Raw genomic sequence first — 19,136 nt, 5'->3', positions numbered from 1 at the left:
CAGGCAGATCCTCAACCGCCGACCTCGATCCTGAGCTCGTCGTCCGCTGTGTAGCGGGGCCGGATCGGCACTCCGTCGATCTCCTCGGCCGGGTAGTGCAGGCGGCGGTGCTTGCCGTCGACGTCGTCCAGCCGGGAAGCCAGGCGGAGCGGCGCGGCCAGGCCGTCCACCTCCAGGGAGGGTTCCCAGGTGCCGGACTGCTCGGGCGCGGCGGCCAGCACGTCGCACAGGGAGAGCGCGGCGTGGAAGCGGACCCCCTGGACCGTCGCGACGGCGGTCAGCTCGGCGTCGGGGTGGTTACGGCGGAGCGCGAGCCGCGCCTCGTGCCGGGACTCGTCGTCGTCGAGGCCGGTGAAGGCCAGCAGCCCGGTGACCTCGAAACGGCCCTCCCGGAACCAGACCGCGCGGACCTCCGCGGCGGGCTCGGCCTCGTCGACCTTCAGGGCCAGGAAGCCGTTGCGCGTCCGGTAGGCCCGGTAGGCCAGGGCCCGGCGGCTCAGCGCGTAGGCGTCGAGATGGTCGAGGGAGAAGCCGGGATCGATGCTCCGCAGCCGGGTGCGCGTCCCCTCCTGCCGCAGGTGGACGTCCCAGCGGCCGGGAGTGAGGGCCAGCGGCGCCAGCGAGATCGCGAGCGTCGCGTCGCGCGCCTCCGCTCCGGAGGCGCCCAGCGCCACCGTGTGCTCGACGGCGGTGACCCGGTGACGCAGGATCAGTTCGGCGTCGCCCGCGAGCGGCTCGCGGAGGGACAGGCGGAGCGAGAGGACGTCGGCCAGAGTGACCTCGGCATCCGTGACGACGACACGCATCGTCAGCTCCCTCCCCGTCAATGAGCTACGCGACGTTGAGGTTACCGTGATTTTTCCGTAATCGACAGGAAGAGTTTCGGACCTAGCGTCCTTTTCTCAACATCTTTACCGATTGTCAGGCACGGTCCGCAAAGCGGGCCGTGCCTGACCGGGATTCAGGACGTCTTGACGGGCTGTCCCTTGATGGACTTGATCAGAAGCTGGGAGACGTCCACGACCTCCAGCGTCTCCTTCGCCTCGCCCGCGTTCTTCTTCTCGTTGATCGAGTCGCCCAGCATGACCAGGCAGAACGGGCAGGCGGTGGAGATGGTGTCGGGGTCGGTGGTCAGCGCCTCGTCCACGCGCTCGGTGTTGATGCGCTTGCCGATCCGCTCCTCCATCCACATCCGCGCGCCGCCGGCGCCGCAGCAGAAGCCGCGCTCCTTGTGGCGGTGCATCTCCTGGGCCTGCACGCCCGGGACCTTGGCCATGATGTCGCGGGGCTGGGAGTACACCTTGTTGTGGCGGCCGAGGAAGCACGGGTCGTGGTAGGTGATCTTCTCCTCGATCGGCGTGACCGGGACCAGCTTGCCCTCGTCCACCAGCTTGGCCAGGAGCTGGGTGTGATGGACGACCTCGTAGGTCCCGCCGAGCTGCGGATACTCGTTGGCGAGGGTGTTGAAGCAGTGCGGGCAGGTGGCGACGATCTTCTTGACCCCGGCCTCGTTCAGCGTCTCGATGTTCTGCTTGGCCAGCATGTCGAAGAGGAACTCCATACCCAGGCGGCGGGCCGGGTCGCCGGTGCAGGCCTCCATCGGGCCGAGCACCGCGAACTTCACCCCCGCCACGTGCAGCAGCTCCGCGACCGCCTTGGTGGTCTTCTTGGCCCGGTCCTCCAGGGCTCCGGCGCAGCCGACCCAGAACAGGTATTCGGTGTCCTCGGGCATCTTCTCGTCGATGAGCTGGACCTCGATCGGGTCGACCTCGCGGCCGGCGAGCTCCTCGATCCAGTCGGCCCGCTTCATCTCGGACATCCCCCACGGGTTGCCCTTGTTCTCAAGGTTCTTGACCATGACGCCGGCCTCGGACGGGAAGTTCGACTCCACCATCACCTGGTAGCGGCGCATGTCGAGGATGTGGTCGATGTGCTCGATGTCCACCGGGCACTGCTCGACGCAGGCGCCGCAGTTGGTGCAGGACCACAGCACGTCCGGGTGGATGACGCCGTCCTCGCCGACCAGGGGCTTGTCCAGCAGGGCCAGCACGTCCTCGTGCAGGTCGGCGCGCTGGTCCTGGGCGGCCGTCAGGTACGGGGCGACCTTGAAGGCGTGGTCGCGCTGGTCGAGGATGAGCATCTTCGGCGACAGCGGCTTGTCGGTGTTCCAGGCCGGGCACTGCGACTGGCAGCGACCGCACTCGGTGCAGGTGTAGAAGTCGAGGAAGCCCTTCCAGGTGGTGTCCTCGATCTTGCCGCGCCCCAGCCTGTCACCGTCGAGGTCCTCGTCCTCGAAGTCGACGACCTTGCCGTCGATCCGCATCGGCTGGGCCGGACCGTTGCCGTCCGGGCGGCGGGAGAACATCACGTTCAGCGGCGCGGTGAAGATGTGCAGGTGCTTGGAGTTCACCACGATGACCAGGAACACCAGCATGACGCCGATGTGCAGGAGCAGCCCGACGTGTTCCAGCACCTCGTTGGCGGAGGCGCCCATCGGCCGCAGCAGGGCGGCGGTGGCCTCGGAGGCGAACGCCCCCGAGGCGTAGGGGAGATTGCCGGTGTTGAACGCCGCGCCGCGGAAGAGGAACATCGTCCAGATCACATTGAAGATCATGAAGAGGACGAGCCAGGCGCCGCCGAGATGCGAGCCGGAGAAGCGGGACCTGCGACCGAGCTTCTTGGGCGAGTTCTTGATCCTGATGACCGCGAAGGCGATCAGGCCGATCAGGGCCGCGACCGCGATGAAGTCCTGCAGGAAGCCCAGGACGGCCCAGGTCCCGATGAGCGGGATGTGGAAGTCGGGCGTACCGGTGATCGCGCCCTGGATCAGCGAGCCGTAGGCCTCCAGGTAGACGGTCGCCAGGATGAAGAAAGCCCACATGACGAAGAAGTGCGCGGTGCCCGAGGCCGTCCACTTGAGCAGCTTCTTCTGCCCGAAGACCTCGACGAGCTGGGCCTTGATCTCGTCGCCTACATTGTTCTTGGCGTATTCGACCCGCTCGGGCGCGGGTGGCCCGACGGTGGCGAGCTGGTAGAGGAACAGCACACGGCGCGCGGCAAGCGCGACCGCGACGGCTGTCATGACCAGCCCGATGATCGCTACCCAGAGCACGGGGTCCTCCCACAGACGGCGTTGGCTGCCAGCGTACGACCGCCGGTCATCCACGGTGACGACGGGTCGCCACAAATCCTACCGATGGGTAACATGTTCTCCGGTCGCGACCCGTGGTGAACGTGGTCACCATATGGCCACTTCGATGCCCAGAACAATGCTCTGTACACATGTCGCCGCCGGGTTCCGCCCGCCGGCGCCCTCGTGATGCCGCCCGCCGGCGCCTCCCGAGTTCCGCCCGCCGGCGCTGTCAGGATCCATCGAGATAGCGCTGGACCGTGGGGGCGAGCAGCTCCACCAGCTCCTCGATCTCGGCCGAGGCGAGCGGCTCCAGCTTGACGACGTAGCGCATCAGGACCACCCCGAAGAGCTGGGCGAAGGCCGCCTCCATCCGGATCGGCGGGATCCCCAGCCCCTCCGCGACCCGGTTCACGAGCGCGTGCGTGAGGAACTCGCGGACCATCGAGACCACCCGGTCGTTGGTCATCGCGGTGCGGACCAGCGCCAGCACGGGCTGGCGGGCTTCGGCCTCCGAGGTCATCGTCAGGACGAACCGGGTCAGCCGCTCGCCGATCTCCTCGCGCGGCCCGTTCATGATCGTCGGAATGACCTCGTCGGGGTTGACCGGCAGCTCCATGGCCGCGACGAACATCCCCTCCTTGCTGGCGAAGTAGTGATGGACCAGCGCCGGGTCCACCCCCGACTGGCGGGCGATGCCCCGGATGGTCGCCTTGTCGAACCCCTTCTCCGAGAAGGTCTCGCGGGCGGCCGCGAGGATCTGCCCGCGCGTGTCCGCCGACCCGGGCCGGCGCCCGGGACGCCTCCTGCCGCTCTCGGGCCGCTCGCTCTCGGGCCGCTCGCTTACGGGCTGCTCGCCCGTGGGCCGCCCGCTCACCGGCCGTTCTCCCGCGTCGTCCGCGGATCGTTCGCTCACAGGTCGTTCACTCACCGATGTGTTCTGCCGTGTCACCTACGGGCCGTCCGTCCGGAGGTCGTACGCTCATCGCCGGTCCCCCGCTCACACGCTGGAGGGCGTGGCGAGGTGCAGGCGCGCGAAGGCCAGCGCCTCGGCGAGGTCGTCGATCCGCTCCGTACGGCTGGCCGCCTTGCGCGTGTTGATCTCCAGCACGACCAGGCCGTCGTAGCCGTTGCCCGCCAGGCGCTCCAGGATCGGCGCGCACGGCTGGCCGCCCCGGCCGGGGACCAGGTGCTCGTCCTTGTTGGCCGTCCCGACGCCGTCGGCCAGGTGCAGGTGGGCGAGCCGGTCGCCGAGCTTGGTGAACATCTCCATCGCGTCGACCCCGGACACCGCCGTGTGCGACAGGTCCAGCGTCACCTGCGGGAAGTCGTAGTCGACCGGGTTCCAGTCCGGCGAGTAGGGCACGACCTCGTTGCCCCGGGCCTTCAGCGGGAACATGTTCTCCACGGCGAAGACCACGTCGGTCTCCTCCCGCATCCGGGCCAGGCCGACCTCGAAGTCGCGCGCGTAGTCGCGCTGCCAGCGGAACGGCGGATGCACCACGACCGTCCTGGCGCCCACCCGCTCGGCGGCCCGCTGCGCCCGCTGGAGCTTGGCCCACGGGTCCTTGCCCCACACCCGCTGGGTCACCAGCAGGCACGGCGCGTGGATGGCCAGGATGGGCAGCCCGTAGTGGTCCGACAGCCGCTCCAGGACGTCGACGTCCTGGCTCACGGGGTCGGCGCCCACCATGATCTCGACGCCGTCGTAGCCCAGCCTCGCGGCCAGCTCGAAGGCGTCCGGCGTGCGCTCCGGGTAGACGGACGCGGTGGACAGCGCGATCTTCGCACTAGGTACTCGGATAACGCTCATACGGCTTCCTCGCCTCCGGCTGGAGTTCGCGTGAGCGGGCGCCGCCGTGCCCGCAGGCCCCGCTCGCTCCGCTCACTCACGATGCCAGCCTAAGCGGGACGGCGGACGAGTGGAGTCCGGCCTCGCTGATGCAGCGGAGATCACATCGCTACGGTGGGGACATGCCGCGGTTCATGCAGGGCGCCATCCCCAGCCCGAACATCTGGAACACCCCGCACGTCTACGAGCTGGAGAACCGGGCGGTCGACCCCGACGGGCAGGCCGATGCGGCGATGGCCGCCATCCGGCCGTGGGACGGCGCGACGGTCCTCGACATCGGCTGCGGCAGCGGCTACCACCTGCCCTCCCTGTCGGCCGCCGCCGCCCGGGTGATCGGTGTCGAGCCGCACGGCGACCTCGTCGAGCTGGCCAGGCGCCGCTGCCGCCCGCTGCCCAACGTCGAGGTCCACGCGGCCGTCGCCCAGGCCCTCCCGCTGCCCGACGCCTCGGTGGACGTGGCCGTCGCCCGCTGGGCCTACTTCTTCGGCCCCAGCTGCGAGCCGGGCCTGGCCGAGCTCTCCCGGGTGGTACGGCGGGGCGGCGCGGCCTTCGTGATCGACCTCGACGCCACCCGCGGCGCCTTCGGCCGCTGGTTCAGCCAGACCGTCCCCACCCACTCGGCCAGGTCCGTCGAGGACTTCTGGAGCCGCCAGGGCTGGCAAAGCCGCCCCCTCGACCTGCGCATGTCCTTCGAGCGCCGCGCCGACCTGGAGGCGGTGCTCCGCATCGAGTTCACCCCCGCGATCGCCGACCGGGCCATCGCCGAGACCCCCGGGCTGGAGCTCGCCTACCCCAACGTCCTGCGCTGGAAGCTGTTCTGACCGCTCCGGGAGGCCGCCTGCCGGACGGCCGGGATGAAAAGTCCTCCGAAACCGCTTGACCTTGTCGTTGATGTCAACGTTTAGCGTGAGGCCGTAAGGAGGACGGATGCGGATCGGGGAGCTCGCGAGACGGGCCGGGGTCAGCACCCGCGCGCTGCGCTACTACGAGCAGCAGGGGCTGATCACGGCACGGCGGGCGGCCAACGGCTACCGGGAGTACGGCGAGGCGGACCTCAAGCTCGTCACCGAGATCAGGTCGCTGCTCGGCGTCGGCTTCACCCTGGATGACGCCCGGCCGTTCGTGGCGTGCCTGCGGGCCGGCCACGAGTCGGGCGGGTCCTGCCCGGAGTCGGTGGCGGTCTACCAGCGCAAGCTGGCCGAGATCGACGACGAGATCCGCACGCTGCTCGCCCGGCGGGCCGAGGTCGCCGGACAGCTGACCGAGGCCTGTCCCGGATGCGTACTGAGAAAGCAGGGAGAGTCATGATCACTTTGACCGCCGAGAACTTCGCCGAGCAGGTGCTCCAGAGCGACAAGCCCGTCCTGGTCGACTTCTGGGCCGAGTGGTGCGGGCCGTGCCGGATGATCGCGCCGGTTCTGGAGCAGATCGAGGCCGAGTACGGCGACCGCGTCACGATCGCCAAGCTCAACTACGACGAGCACCAGGAGATCGCGGCCCGCTACGGCGTCATGGGCCTGCCGACGCTCAACCTCTACAAGGGCGGCGAGGTGGTCCAGCAGATCATCGGCGCCAAGCCCAAGCGCCTGCTCCTCGCCAACCTCGAAGACCACATCTAGGCGCCCCCGGCTCCCGCAGGACCCGCGGCGCCGCTCGGGGCTCCCCGTCCCACCGGCCGTGGACATCGGGGAGCAGGCCGCCCCGGCCCAGCCGCTCCTGAGCCCCCACGGTACGGCCCGCGGCCGAGGACCCGGCCGAGGAAGGGCCGGACCGCCGCCGGGCCGTGTGACGCCTTTCCGCCCTCCCCGGTACGGCGTGAGCCGTACCGGGTGAAAGTTGTCGGTCGGGACCGGTAACGTGCGGCCATGGCTAAGAAGGTCGGCTATCGCTGTGGTGAGTGCGGTTGGCAGACCGCCAAATGGGTGGGTCGCTGCGGCGAGTGCCAGGCCTGGGGCACGGTCGAGGAGGAGACCGCCCGCGGTGGCGTGAACGTCGCCTCCGCCGGGGCGGTGTCGGCCCCCGCCGTCCCGATCGGACAGGTCAAGGCCGAGGTGGCGCACGCGCGCGGCACCGGCGTGCCCGAGCTCGACCGGGTGCTCGGCGGCGGCCTCGTGCCGGGCGCCGTCGTGCTGCTGGCCGGGGAGCCGGGCATCGGCAAGTCCACGCTCCTGCTGGAGGCGGCGGCCAAGATCGCCCGGCAGCAGACCGTCCTCTACATCACGGGCGAGGAGTCGGCCGCCCAGGTGCGGGTCAGGGCCGACCGGATCGGCGCGATCCAGGACCAGCTCTACCTCGCGGCCGAGACCGACCTGAGCGCGCTGGTGACCCACGTGGAGAAGGTCCAGCCGGACCTGCTCATCGTCGACTCGGTGCAGACGATCGGCTCGGCCCAGGCGACCGGGGTGCCCGGCGGGGTCACCCAGGTCAGGGAGGTCGCCGGCAACCTGGTCCGGCTGGCCAAGGAGCGGGGCATGTCCACGGTGCTGGTCGGCCACGTCACCAAGGAGGGCTCGATCGCGGGCCCCCGGACGCTTGAGCACCTGGTCGACGTCGTGCTCCACTTCGAGGGCGACCGGCACTCCCGGCTCCGCATGGTCCGCGCCATCAAGAACCGGTACGGCCCCGTCGACGAGGTCGGCTGCTTCGACCTGCACGAGGGCGGCATCGAGGGGATCGCCGACGCCAGCGGCCTGTTCGTCTCCCACCGCGCCGAACCGGTGCCCGGCACGTGCGTCACGGTCACCCTGGAGGGCACCCGGCCGCTGCCCGCGGAGGTCCAGGCCCTGGTCGCGCGGACCGAGGCGCAGCAGCCGCGCCGCTCCTCCTCCGGGCTCGACACCTACCGGGTGACGATGGTGCTGGCCGTGCTGGAGCGGCGGCTCAACGCCAAGCTCGGCGGCTGCGACGTGTTCACTGCGACCGTGGGCGGCATCAAGCTCAGCGATCCGGCGGTGGACCTGTCGGTGATGCTCGCGGTGGCCAGCGCCGCCGGAGACAAGGCACTGCCACCCGGGCTGATCGTGATGGGCGAGGTGGGCCTGGCCGGCGAGCTGCGCCCGGTGCGCGACGTGCGCCGCCGCCTGTCGGAGGCGGCACGGCTGGGCTTCACCCGCGCCCTGGTCCCGGCCGGCTCCCTCGACGCGGGCAAGCGAAAGAACGGCGAACGCTCCCTGGTCCCGGTCGGCGGCCGGAGCGCGAGCTTCCTGCCGGGGTTCGACGTCGTCGAGGCGGACAACGTCTGGGACGCCCTCACTCACGTCACCTAGAGGTGACCATCCGGCGATTCGGGCCTCCGCGGGGCGGCCGCCGGTAAGCTGAGCGTGATACGCGGACCACGGGGGTCATGTGCCAGCAAACTACAAAGGGCTCGACGAGCGCCGCAGGGCCGTCCTCGCCGCGGTCGCTCCGGGCACCGCGCTCCGCGACGGCCTGGAACGCATCCTTCGCGGCCACACAGGCGGTCTGATCGTCCTCGGCCACGACAGCACGGTCGAGGAGATCTGCAGCGGCGGCTTCGAGCTGGACGTCGAGTTCTCCGCGACGCGGCTGCGTGAGCTCGCCAAGATGGACGGTGCCATCGTGTTGAACGCGGGCGACCTCAGGATCGTGCGCGCGGCCGTGCACCTGATGCCCGACCCGTCCATCCCCACCGACGAGTCGGGCACCCGGCACCGCACCGCCCAGCGAGTGGCCGTGCAGACGTCCGTGCCCGTCATCTCCCTCAGCAAGTCCATGCGGATCATCGCCCTCTACCTGGACGGCTTCCGCTACGTGCTGGAGGAGTCGGCGGCGATCCTCTCCAGGGCCAACCAGGCCCTGGCCACCCTTGAGCGCTACAAGCTCCGCCTGGACGAGGTCTCCGGCACGCTGTCGGCGCTGGAGATCGAGGACCTGGTCACGGTCCGCGACATCGCGGTGGTCGCCCAGCGCCTGGAGATGGTCCGGCGCATCTCCGAGGAGATCGCCGGCTACGTCGTCGAGCTCGGCACCGACGGCCGTCTGCTGTCCCTGCAGTTCGACGAGCTGGTGGCCGGGACCGAGACCGACCGCGAGCTGATCGTGCGCGACTACCTGCCGATGGCGGGCCGTCGTCCCCGCAAGTTCGCCGAGGCCCTGCACGATCTCGACGAGCTGTCCTCCAGCGACCTGCTCGACCTCTCCGTCGTCGCCCAGGTCCTCGGCCACTCGGGCAACGACGCCCTGGACAGCCCGGTGAGCCCCCGGGGCTACCGCCTGCTGGCCAAGGTCCCCCGCCTCCCGGGCACGGTGGTCGACCGGCTGGTCGACCAGTTCGGCAGCCTGCAGAAACTCCTGGCCGCCAGCATCGGCGACCTGCAGGAGGTGGGCGGGGTCGGCGAGGCCAGGGCCCGCCACATCCGTGAGGGCCTCTCCCGGCTGGCCGAGTCCTCCATCCTGGAGCGCTACGTCTGAGACCGCGGAGATCCGCGGGACGGGCCCTGGCGGGCGGGAGAACGGCATCGAGCCGGCCGGGTCCCGAACACTCGATGCCTACCTCCGCGTGCCGTTCGCCGGGCCGGCCGTAACCCGGGAGACCCTGATCACCCGGCTGGGCGAACAGGGTCTCCCACCTCGCGGCGGCTCTGTTCCGAGCTGCCCGCCCGCCGGCCAGCGCCCTCGATGCGTCACTCGGCGATCGATCGACGACCGGTATGCGGCGTCAGAGGTGTCATGCGTCCCGACGCCTTCGCGGACGGAGATGTCGCTCGTTCACCGGGCGTCACTGTCAGGGGGCGTTACTGCACCAGCGCGACCCGAAGTAGGTGTCCGACGTGTCACCGTCCGACCCGCCGTCGTTGTCCGCCCACCAGTTCCATATGTACATCCCCGAGTTGGCATCCCGCCCGTAATCGCGGACGTAATGGTTGCCGCTGCTGTGGGAGTGACCGCGGGCATCGCTGATGGGATCTCCGCCGGCACTGTCGTTGATCTTGATCCATCCCCAGGTGCACCGGGTGTCCGCATGCGCCGACGTCGTCCCGCCTGCGACGACCATGACCCCTGCCAGCGATACGGCCGCGGCGCCGAGGGCGCCCCATTGTTTGAGGGTCCGCTTCATTTCTTTCCCCTTTGCTAAGAAGTTCACGGAAACGTGCGGTGTCAAATCCACCCATTGCGATCCGACCGGTTCAGTATTCCGGTGACCGATCACGGAAGTCTTTACCACGGCGCGCAGTGTTCCTTGGCGATGAGCGCACACGGGGGTCCGGCGCCGGCCGTCATCCGCTCGGGAGGAGTGCGGCGCCGCCGCCTTGACTTTCCTCCTCACATATCCGGAGAGAGGTGTCCGCCGTTGTTCAGGACCGTCGGCGGCGTGGTGTCCAAGGCGTTCGCCGGCGGGATCGCACTCCGATCACCGGCGCGTGCCGCATGGCGGTATTCCGAAGGAGACATGCCGTACGCGGAACGGAACGCGCGGCTGAAGTCGGCGGAGGTGGCGAAGCCCCTCCGCAGGGCGACGGCACGGATCGAGTGACCGCGCAGGGAGGGGTCGGCGAGGTCCTCGCGGCACCGTTCGAGGCGTCGCCGGCGGATCCAGCCCATCACGGTCTTGTCCTGCTGCTGGAAGAGGAGCTGCAGGTAGCGGACGGATATGTGGTGATGGGTCGCGATAACGGCCGGCGTCAGAGCGCGGTCGGCGAGGTTGAGCTCGATGAAGGCGTGAATGCGCAGGATCAGGGTCCGTCGGTGGGTTTCCGGCGGGAGGATGTCGTCGGCCTCCAGGGTGCGGGCGAACAACGCGGACACGAGGTCGACCGCGACCGTCCCCAGCCGCAGCCCGTCGGACGGCTGGTACGAGCCGGCTCCTTCCGTCAAATGGGTGAGGAAATGGGCCAGCAGGGCGCCGAAGCCCTCCCGCACCGGCAGCTGGCGCGTGGTCAGCTTCTCGAGCGTGTTCCCGGGCAGGTGCAGCAACGCCTTGGGAATCTCAAGCGCCACGCCCGTATGCAGGTCGGAGAAGTCACCCGCGTGTAAATCGGTAGGCTGCGAGGTGTCGTGAACACACAGGTCATATGGCCCGTACACGATCTCGTGATCTTCACGGACGGTCACGAGAGGACCGTTCGTGGGCAGCGACAAGTGCACCCCTTCGGGATCGGACTGCCGGATCAGCTTCGGGGTCCGGCGACAGCACAGGGGCTGGAAGGCCGTCCGCCATACGGAAACGGGGCCGAGATCCAGCAGATGCTGGGAGGCCCGGAAATCCTCCCGGTAATCGCTGGACATCTCCATGGGCGCGTGCGCCTGATTGATGAGATCACGCCACTGCTCGAACCGATCCGCCGCAGGCACGTCATCACTCCGGAACACCGTCTCGGACAGCATGTCACTCTCCTTCGCGTTGGCCGAAATCCATACCGCCGGACCTCACACCTCCGACGGGCGACAGCTCCGGACATCCGGAGCGCCCCACTGATCAACTTCACCCTTACATGATCAGAAGAGCCGGTCGAGAGTGCCCGAATAACCGGAAATGGATGGGCGGCGAATCAGCCGGAAGGGTTTACCCGGTAGTTTTCTGCATTTGACATGGTCAGCTCGCCGTTTCATCCACCGCGGAACACGCCTCACCGGTTCGGCGACCGATCGGCCCCGTGAGTGAATATCGGATGTCGGATGTCGGAGAAATGGTGACGGTCGGGCTACCGGGCCTTCGCACCCGGACGCGTGGCGCCGGACCCCGAGGATCGCCGCAGCCGTCCAGGCGCCCCGCCGGGACCAGCGGAGGTGGAAGACGGTCCTGGCCGGGACTAGCGGAGATGGAAGACGGTCCTGCGGCTCTTCAGGCCGGGACCGCGGACCACTGCCACGTAGGTGCCCGCCAGGGCGGCGTCAGGCTCTGCCGCGCAGTCGCCGCCGGACCGGCGGCGGTCCCACTCGATCTCCCGGACGTACGGGATGCCGCGGTCGAGCTTGCGGATGTCGTCGGTCTCGCCGCTGACGCAGTCGGCCGACGACCAGACCCGGTCGCTGCCGGAGGTGATGCGGACCTCCATCGCCCGGGGTCCGACGTCGGCCGTGCACATCACCTTGCCGATGTTCACCAGCGTCAGGATGAACCGGGGCCGGTTTCCCGGCGCGTAGACGTCGCCCTGGCCCTGCATGTTCAGCACGAGGTCAGGAGACTCGCAGGCGTCGCCGGGCCGCTTGGTCCCGGCGGCCGCCTTGGCCGCCCCGGGAGTCGTCGTCGGGCTCGGCGAGGGAGTGACCGTCACCGTGGGCAGCACGGTCACCATCGGATCCGGCGTGGGCGACCCGCCGAGCTGGGCCTGCACCTTCGACGTGTCCTCCGGCCCACTCGACGAGCAGGCCCAGGCCACGACGGCGACCACCACGAGCACACCGACGAGCGCGGCCATCCGACGCCGCCAGTAGACGTCCACCCCTATATCGCTACGGAAAGTGTCCGGGTCCATACACACAGTATGAAGATTCCTCATGAGTGATGAGGGACGACCCGCCGCTACCCCCGCCGTTTCGGCCGCCGAAGAGGAGGGAAGGGCTCCGGACCGGCACTATCGTCGAGAGGTGCCCGAGTCGAACCTCCTGTTGGAACCCGTTCTCGACTGGTATGCCGAGAGCGCCCGCGATCTCCCCTGGCGCGCCCCCGGCGCCTCCCCCTGGTCGATCCTGGTCAGCGAGATCATGCTGCAGCAGACACCGGTGATCCGGGTGCTGCCCGTCTGGACCGAGTGGATGGAACGCTGGCCCACGGCCGCCGCGCTCGCCGAGGAGCCCCCCGGTGAGGCCGTACGCCACTGGGGGCGTCTGGGCTACCCGCGCCGCGCCCTCAACCTGCACGCCTGCGCACGGGCGATCACCGACCACCACGGCGGCGAGGTCCCCTCCGACCACGCCACCCTGCTGACACTCCCCGGCATCGGCGAATACACCGCGGCCGCGGTGGCCAGTTTCGCCTTCAAGGGCCGCCATGCCGTTCTCGACACCAACGTCCGCCGGGTCCTGGCGCGGGCCGTACGGGGCGAGGAGTATCCCCCGAAGGCCACCACGTCCGCCGAGCGCCGGCTCGCCGAGTCGCTGCTCCCCGGCGCCGACGACGCCCCCGTCTGGGCGGTCGCCGTCATGGAACTGGGCGCCCTGGTCTGCACGGCACGCGCCCCCCGGTGCGCCGACTGCCCGATCGGCGACCTGTGCGCCTGGCGCCTGGCCGGCAAGCCGGCCTACGACGGCCCCGCCCGCAAGGGCCAGACCTACGCCGGCACCGACCGCCAGTGCCGCGGCCGCCTCCTGTCCGTCCTGCGCCAGGCCCACGGCCCCGTCCCCAAAGACGCCCTCGACGTGGTCTGGGACATCGCCCCGCAGCGGGAGCGCGCCCTCGACGGACTGATCGCCGACGGCCTGGCCGAGGTCCTCGACGACGGCACCTACCGCCTTCCGGGGTGAGCGGCCCGCCCGGAGGCGCTCAGGCGGCCAGGCGCAGGCCGAGTGCGGTGAGGTTGGTGCGGGCCCAGTCGAGCTCCTCGGCGAGCATGTCGACCAGGGCGCCGGGCCCCCTGGTCCGCAGCGGCACGGCCAGGTCGTGGGTCTCGACCTCGATGTGGGCGGTGCCGTTCACCGCGCCGGAGAGCATGGCGGTGAGGGTGTCCTCCAGGACCGAACGGGTGCTCGGCAGCTCATGGCGGGCCTCGCTCACATGGTTGTGGACGTGGCCGAGCTTCACCACGGGGGCACCGGCGGCCGCGAGGCCGCGCAGGGCGGCTCCGGGCTCCTCCGAGCCGCCGGCGAGGTGGCAGGCGTCCAGGCAGACCCCGAGGTGGTCGGAGTCGATGTCGCCGACCCGCTCCAGCGCCTGCTTGGTGGTCTCCAGCACGCAGCCGGGCCACGGCTCGAAGCCGACCCTGATCGTCTTTCCGGTGACGCTGTAGAGGCCGCGCAGCTCGCGGGAGAGGCGCTCCAGGCGTCGCGAGGCGATCGTGTGCAGGTCGGCCGGCCAGTCGCGGCGCCAGCCGATGGGGATGGTGGAGATGCTTCCGAACCGGACGTCCTCCGGCAGCAGGAAGGCAAGGATCTTGGCCAGCGCCATCGTGTAGCGGTAACGCTCGGGCTTCGCCCAGTCGGGGCCGGGGGCGTCCTGGTTGCGCCCGCCGGTGCCGTTGAGGCTGACGACCTCCAGGCCTCGCTCCTCAAGGGAACGGCGCAGGCGCACCAGCTCGATCCGGTCGGCGGTGAGATGGTCGGCGACGCTCGGGGAGAGCCAGAGGCCCACGCCCATCCGCTCCACGCCGAGCCGCTTGCGCACCGGGACCGCGTATCGGGTCAGGTGCGCTATCAGGTTCTCCAGGTCCTCAGCGGGATGTACGCCCGCGTTGTAGGACAGGTGAACGAGCGTCCCGTCCTCGTGCCGCAAACGCATCCGATGCCTCCCAGGCGTGCTCCGTGTAAGCGACCTCGATTGCCCCACGCCGGCGGTTGTGGCGTCATGGGTCAACAGGCCTTCCCTGCCGGGAACTCGGCCCGGCCCGCCGAGCATCCCGCACGGGCACCGATCTCCGCGTCACTCCCGGAGTTGATTCCTCGGTACGTCGCTGGGCTGACCTCGGGGGCGCCCTCACCGCAATCAGTACGATCTGTGGATCACTTCGGTGAGATGAGCCGGATTCACTCTACGGAGTGTAGTACTACCTATGGTGGCGGCATACCTTATTGCATAACAAATGAGTAGACCCCGCCGTGAATCTCCTCACGGCGGGGTCTCTCTTTACCTGGTGGGACTAGTTCTGGATCGGCTCCGCGATGGCGGCCGCCGAGTCCGGAACCTGGTCGGCCGGCGCGGACTCACCCACGAAGACGAACTTCGCGTTGTCGCCCTCGCCCTCGATGCTGATCTTGACGATCTGACCGGGACGGAGCTCGCCGTACAGGATCTTCTCCGACAGCGAGTCCTCCAGCTCGCGCTGGATGGTGCGGCGGAGCGGACGGGCGCCCATCACCGGGTCGTAGCCGCGGTCGGCCAGCAGCTGCTTGGCCTCCTGCGTGACCTCCAGACCCATGTCGCGGTCCTTCAGACGCTCGCCCACCTGCGCGAGCATCAGGTCCACGATCTTGATGATCTCCTTCGGCGTGAGCTGGTGGAAGACCACGATGTCGTCGACACGGTTGAGGAACTCGGGCCGGAAGTGCTGCTTGAGCTCCTCCTGGACCTTGGACTTCATCCGGTCGTAGTTCGACTCGGTGTCGTTGGACTTCGCGAACCCGACGCCCTGCCCCTTGGAGATGTCCCGGGTGCCGAGGTTGGTCGTCATGATGATGACGGTGTTCTTGAAGTCCACCACGCGGCCCTGGGCGTCGGTCAGGCGACCGTCCTCCAGGATCTGCAGCAGCGAGTTGAAGATGTCCGGGTGGGCCTTCTCGATCTCGTCGAAGAGGACCACGGAGAACGGCTTGCGCCGCACCTTCTCGGTGAGCTGGCCGCCCTCCTCGTATCCGACGTAGCCGGGAGGAGAGCCGAAGAGCCGGGAGACGGTGTGCTTCTCCATGAACTCGGACATGTCCAGCATGATCAGCGCGTCCTCGTCCCCGAACAGGAACTCGGCCAGCGCCTTGGAGAGCTCGGTCTTACCGACACCGGACGGACCGGCGAAGATGAACGAGCCACCCGGACGGCGCGGGTCCTTCAGACCGGCGCGCGTACGGCGGATCGAGCGGGACAGACCCTTGATGGCGTCGTCCTGGCCGATGATCCGCTTGTGCAGCTCGTCCTCCATGCGGAGCAGTCGCTGGGACTCCTCCTCGGTGAGCTTGAAGACCGGGATGCCGGTGGCCGTGGCGAGGACCTCGGCGATGAGCTCCTCGGTGACCTCGGCGACGACGTCCATGTCGCCGGCCTTCCACTCCTTCTCACGGCGCTCGCGCTTGAGCTGGAGCTGCTTCTCCTGGTCGCGCAGCGCGGCGGCCTTCTCGAAGTCCTGCGCGTCGATCGCGGACTCCTTGTCGCGCCGCACGTTGGCGATCTTCTCGTCGTACTCGCGCAGGTCCGGCGGCGCGGTCATGCGACGGATGCGCATGCGCGAGCCGGCCTCGTCGATGAGGTCGATCGCCTTGTCGGGCAGGAACCGGTCGCTGATGTAGCGGTCGGCGAGCTGCGCGGCGGCCACGAGAGCGCCGTCGGTGATGGAGACCCGGTGGTGCGCCTCGTAACGGTCGCGCAGGCCCTTGAGGATCTCGATCGTGTGGCTGAGGCTGGGCTCGGCCACCTGGATCGGCTGGAAGCGGCGCTCGAGCGCGGCGTCCTTCTCCAGGTGCTTGCGGTACTCGTCGAGGGTGGTCGCCCCGATGGTCTGCAGCTCACCGCGGGCCAGCATCGGCTTGAGGATGCTGGCGGCGTCGATCGCGCCCTCGGCGGCACCCGCGCCGACGAGCGTGTGGAGCTCGTCGATGAACAGGATGATGTCACCGCGGGTGCGGATCTCCTTGAGCACCTTCTTCAGGCGCTCCTCGAAGTCACCGCGGTAGCGGGAGCCCGCCACCAGCGCGCCCAGGTCCAGGGTGTAGAGCTGCTTGTCCTTGAGCGTCTCCGGGACCTCGCCCTTGACGATCTTCTGGGACAGGCCTTCGACGACGGCGGTCTTGCCGACGCCGGGCTCACCCACCAGAACAGGGTTGTTCTTGGTCCTCCTGGAGAGGACCTGCATGACCCGCTCGATCTCCTTCTCCCGGCCGATGACCGGGTCGAGCTTGCCCTCGCGGGCGGCCTGTGTCAGGTTGCGGCCGAACTGGTCCAGCACAAGGGAGGTCGACGGCGCGGCCTCCTGCGGACCGCCCGCGGCGGCCGGCTCCTTGCCCTGGTAGCCGTGGAGCAACTGGATGACCTGCTGCCGCACGCGGTTGAGATCCGCGCCCAGCTTCACCAGCACCTGGGCGGCGACGCCCTCGCCCTCACGGATGAGGCCGAGCAGGATGTGCTCGGTGCCGATGTAGTTGTGTCCCAGCTGCAAGGCCTCGCGGAGCGACAGCTCAAGGACCTTCTTCGCGCGCGGGGTGAAGGGAATGTGCCCCGACGGCGCAGACTGTCCCTGGCCGATGATCTCCTCGACCTGCTGACGCACACCTTCAAGACTGATGCCGAGGCTCTCCAGAGCCTTGGCGGCAACGCCTTCACCTTCGTGGATCAGACCAAGAAGGATGTGCTCCGTACCGATGTAGTTGTGGTTGAGCATCCGGGCCTCTTCTTGAGCCAGGACGACAACCCGCCGTGCGCGGTCGGTGAACCTCTCGAACATCTCGTCGCTCCTCACAGAGCGGTCAGGCAGGTCCGGGATGTCCGGGCCCTGTCATCCCGCATGGTAGCCCCGACCCGGCGACCGCTCTATGCAGAAGACGTTCCCCGAGAGCAGGGCGTTCACCCTCCATCCAACTACTTACAGGGGGTGGGATGTTCCCGATACGCCGCAAGCGAACGACGTTTATCGGCCACTCAAACGCGTCATGCGGTCATGGCCGCCACCGGACCCCACCGTGGCCGCCATAACCGCATGATTCAACGATCTAGTGAGCCGCTTCGTACTGCTCGACGATCTTGGAGGCGATTCGACCGCGCTCGCTGACATTAAGGCCGTGCGACTTCGCCCACGCCCGGATGTCAGCGCTCTTCTCCCGCGTCAGTGCCCGAGCGCCACCTGCACGGCGGCGACGAGGGGCCAGCGCGCCGGAACGGCGAGCGCTCTGCACGAAAGGCGACAGGGAGTCGCGGAGCTTCTTCGCGTTTACGTCACTCAGATCAATCTCATAGCTGGTGCCGTCAATCGCGAAGGCGACAGTCTCATTGGCCTCGCCCCCATCGAGGTCGTCGATGAGAATCTCCTGGATCTGCTTGGCCATCTACGCAATCCTTTCGCGGAGTATTGTTTCATTCGCTAGCTAAACATATACCCGCAATCGGAGAGCGGCAATTCCGGGAGCCCGGCGATTCTCGCCGGGAACCCAGACGGCGAGTGGATCAGCTGTTCTGCGACTCAGCCTGATCCCGCCGTTTTGCCGGACGGCGGCCGGCGGCTTCACTGCGAAGAAGCTTGACCACTCCGTAGATGAAGGCCCCGCCGACGACCACTGGAGGTATCAACGCGGACAATACGTCGCTCATTCGTCCTCGCTCCGTACCGGGGATGACATTTTGGGGACCATGGAATTTTTGGCGGCGGCATCCCCGGCCGCGCCGGGGACTCGCTCGATCACTCTGGATCCACCCACACATGACCATAGCGTCACCATCGAGCAGCGCACGTCACCGGGGCGGCCATGTCGCCCGTTCACTACCTTAATGCTTCTCTCCAGCCGTCTTACCGGTTGCACTCCGTAAAGCTGTGTGGAAAAAACCGACAGAGCGATCAGGTGATGATCAACTTTGCCGGAAAACCAATGCCGATCCGGGTCCCGACCCCCTGGACTACCCACCATCCGGTCGCGAAACCCCTGCTCAAACAGCCCGTGGGCAAGGACGGACGGACTTACCGCGGAGCCGGGGACCGGTTCCGCGAGCTTCACCACGGAATGCCCGCAGTGATGAGAACACCCGGTCGGAGAGCTGCCCGCTTCATCGGGCCGGCGGCTCGCGGCGCAACGCCATCGTAGGGAACAAGGCGGATCTTCATCGCTTTCTTACCAAGAGTACGTCCGCCTCCGCCATGCGGGACATAGTCGTAGCCCGTATAACCACCAAACGCGATCAGGTGTGCCGACAAGCCCGGCGACACCGCGGAGCCCGGCCCCGGATCGACGAGAAGACCTTCACCCACCGGCCGGAAGACCCGGAAGGCGGCGTAGAAGGCAGGCCCGGAAGAGTAGAAGGCAGGCCCGGAAGACGGGTGCGGAAGGCGCGCGTAGAAGGAGAAGGAGAGAATCCGGTAGAGCGTCACGGAGACGGAGACACCGGTGATGCCGGCGGGCGGGCGCTCCCGCCATTCGGCCGCCGGTCCGGGAACTCCCGGCGGCGACTGGCCGCCCATTGACCCCTCATAGCCCCTCACGGGCGACGGGGTCGCGGGTTGACCGGGAATGTCGGCGACGGGCCCCGGGGAGGCTGCCATAACGTTCCTCCCGGCGGCGCGTACGGGTTTGCGCTTCCATCGCACTGCGGCCGGACGCCGTTACGACGCCGCTTTTCTCACCCGCGCATGA

Annotated in this window: 17 protein-coding genes; 6 read left to right on the top strand and 11 right to left on the bottom strand. The window is 68.8% G+C overall.

Going from position 1 to position 19,136, the window contains the following annotated elements; translation table 11 throughout:
* Window positions 1-11: 11 nt before the first annotated feature.
* The 4 genes from CA984_RS03325 to CA984_RS03310 all read right to left on the bottom strand — a co-directional run bounded on the left by CA984_RS03325 (window position 12) and on the right by CA984_RS03310 (window position 4,943).
* The gene (locus CA984_RS03325) at window positions 12-806 is read right to left on the bottom strand and encodes a hypothetical protein (RefSeq protein ID WP_086567892.1); all 795 of its coding nucleotides are present in this window, start codon (window positions 804-806) and stop codon (window positions 12-14) included.
* Between the two features lie 155 nt (window positions 807-961).
* A complete protein-coding gene (locus CA984_RS03320) occupies window positions 962-3,112 on the bottom strand; it encodes a (Fe-S)-binding protein (protein ID WP_086567889.1) in 2,151 nt (716 codons plus the stop codon).
* Between the two features lie 250 nt (window positions 3,113-3,362).
* Window positions 3,363-4,046, bottom strand: a complete 684-nt coding sequence (locus CA984_RS03315) for a TetR/AcrR family transcriptional regulator (protein WP_086567887.1) — start codon at window positions 4,044-4,046, stop codon at window positions 3,363-3,365.
* Between the two features lie 84 nt (window positions 4,047-4,130).
* Window positions 4,131-4,943, bottom strand: coding sequence for a sugar phosphate isomerase/epimerase family protein (locus tag CA984_RS03310; RefSeq protein WP_086567884.1), 813 nt, complete (start codon window positions 4,941-4,943; stop codon window positions 4,131-4,133).
* Between the two features lie 161 nt (window positions 4,944-5,104).
* Between CA984_RS03310 and CA984_RS03305 the strand changes: the two genes are divergently transcribed.
* The 5 genes from CA984_RS03305 to disA all read left to right on the top strand — a co-directional run bounded on the left by CA984_RS03305 (window position 5,105) and on the right by disA (window position 9,413).
* A complete protein-coding gene (locus tag CA984_RS03305; protein ID WP_165781079.1) occupies window positions 5,105-5,803 on the top strand; it encodes a class I SAM-dependent methyltransferase in 699 nt (232 codons plus the stop codon).
* 106 nt (window positions 5,804-5,909) lie between these two features.
* Window positions 5,910-6,290 carry a MerR family transcriptional regulator gene (locus CA984_RS03300; RefSeq protein ID WP_086567877.1) on the top strand — a complete coding sequence of 127 codons (381 nt, stop codon included), beginning with the start codon at window positions 5,910-5,912 and terminating at the stop codon, window positions 6,288-6,290.
* The gene (trxA, locus tag CA984_RS03295) at window positions 6,287-6,601 is read left to right on the top strand and encodes a thioredoxin (protein ID WP_086567874.1); all 315 of its coding nucleotides are present in this window, start codon (window positions 6,287-6,289) and stop codon (window positions 6,599-6,601) included. Before CA984_RS03300 ends, trxA begins: the two co-directional genes overlap by 4 nt.
* 246 nt (window positions 6,602-6,847) lie before the next feature.
* Window positions 6,848-8,248, top strand: a complete 1,401-nt coding sequence (radA, locus tag CA984_RS03290) for a DNA repair protein RadA (RefSeq protein ID WP_086567871.1) — start codon at window positions 6,848-6,850, stop codon at window positions 8,246-8,248.
* 79 nt (window positions 8,249-8,327) lie between these two features.
* On the top strand, window positions 8,328-9,413 hold the full coding sequence (gene disA, locus CA984_RS03285; protein WP_086567869.1) for a DNA integrity scanning diadenylate cyclase DisA: 1,086 nt from the start codon (window positions 8,328-8,330) through the stop codon (window positions 9,411-9,413).
* A gap of 313 nt (window positions 9,414-9,726) precedes the next feature.
* Here disA and CA984_RS03280 read toward each other — a convergent pair whose 3' ends face one another.
* The 3 genes from CA984_RS03280 to CA984_RS03270 form a co-directional block, all read right to left on the bottom strand.
* The gene (locus CA984_RS03280; protein WP_086567866.1) at window positions 9,727-10,059 is read right to left on the bottom strand and encodes a hypothetical protein; all 333 of its coding nucleotides are present in this window, start codon (window positions 10,057-10,059) and stop codon (window positions 9,727-9,729) included.
* A 206-nt stretch (window positions 10,060-10,265) separates the two neighbouring features.
* Window positions 10,266-11,327 (bottom strand): AraC-like ligand-binding domain-containing protein, encoded by a 1,062-nt coding sequence (locus tag CA984_RS03275; protein WP_086567863.1) that lies wholly within the window; start codon window positions 11,325-11,327, stop codon window positions 10,266-10,268.
* Window positions 11,328-11,752: 425 nt separating this feature from the next.
* Window positions 11,753-12,418 carry a hypothetical protein gene (locus CA984_RS03270; RefSeq protein ID WP_086567860.1) on the bottom strand — a complete coding sequence of 222 codons (666 nt, stop codon included), beginning with the start codon at window positions 12,416-12,418 and terminating at the stop codon, window positions 11,753-11,755.
* A 112-nt stretch (window positions 12,419-12,530) separates the two neighbouring features.
* Here CA984_RS03270 and CA984_RS03265 point away from each other — a divergent pair, with 112 nt between their 5' ends.
* Window positions 12,531-13,406 carry an A/G-specific adenine glycosylase gene (locus CA984_RS03265; protein ID WP_207620691.1) on the top strand — a complete coding sequence of 292 codons (876 nt, stop codon included), beginning with the start codon at window positions 12,531-12,533 and terminating at the stop codon, window positions 13,404-13,406.
* Between the two features lie 19 nt (window positions 13,407-13,425).
* Here CA984_RS03265 and CA984_RS03260 read toward each other — a convergent pair whose 3' ends face one another.
* The 4 genes from CA984_RS03260 to CA984_RS45280 all read right to left on the bottom strand — a co-directional run bounded on the left by CA984_RS03260 (window position 13,426) and on the right by CA984_RS45280 (window position 18,964).
* Window positions 13,426-14,376, bottom strand: coding sequence for a TIM barrel protein (locus tag CA984_RS03260; RefSeq protein ID WP_031157984.1), 951 nt, complete (start codon window positions 14,374-14,376; stop codon window positions 13,426-13,428).
* Between the two features lie 358 nt (window positions 14,377-14,734).
* Window positions 14,735-17,242, bottom strand: coding sequence for an ATP-dependent Clp protease ATP-binding subunit (locus tag CA984_RS03255; protein ID WP_086567858.1), 2,508 nt, complete (start codon window positions 17,240-17,242; stop codon window positions 14,735-14,737).
* A gap of 265 nt (window positions 17,243-17,507) precedes the next feature.
* A complete protein-coding gene (locus tag CA984_RS03250) occupies window positions 17,508-17,840 on the bottom strand; it encodes a histone-like nucleoid-structuring protein Lsr2 (protein WP_012895497.1) in 333 nt (110 codons plus the stop codon).
* A 659-nt stretch (window positions 17,841-18,499) separates the two neighbouring features.
* Window positions 18,500-18,964: an RDD family protein gene (locus tag CA984_RS45280; RefSeq protein ID WP_133061520.1), complete on the bottom strand. Its 465-nt coding sequence runs from the start codon at window positions 18,962-18,964 to the stop codon at window positions 18,500-18,502.
* Window positions 18,965-19,136 lie beyond the last annotated feature (172 nt).

Source organism: Streptosporangium minutum, from assembly GCF_002149035.1.
Lineage (GTDB): Bacteria > Actinomycetota > Actinomycetes > Streptosporangiales > Streptosporangiaceae > Streptosporangium > Streptosporangium minutum.
This window is presented reverse-complemented; position numbering and strand designations above follow the sequence as displayed.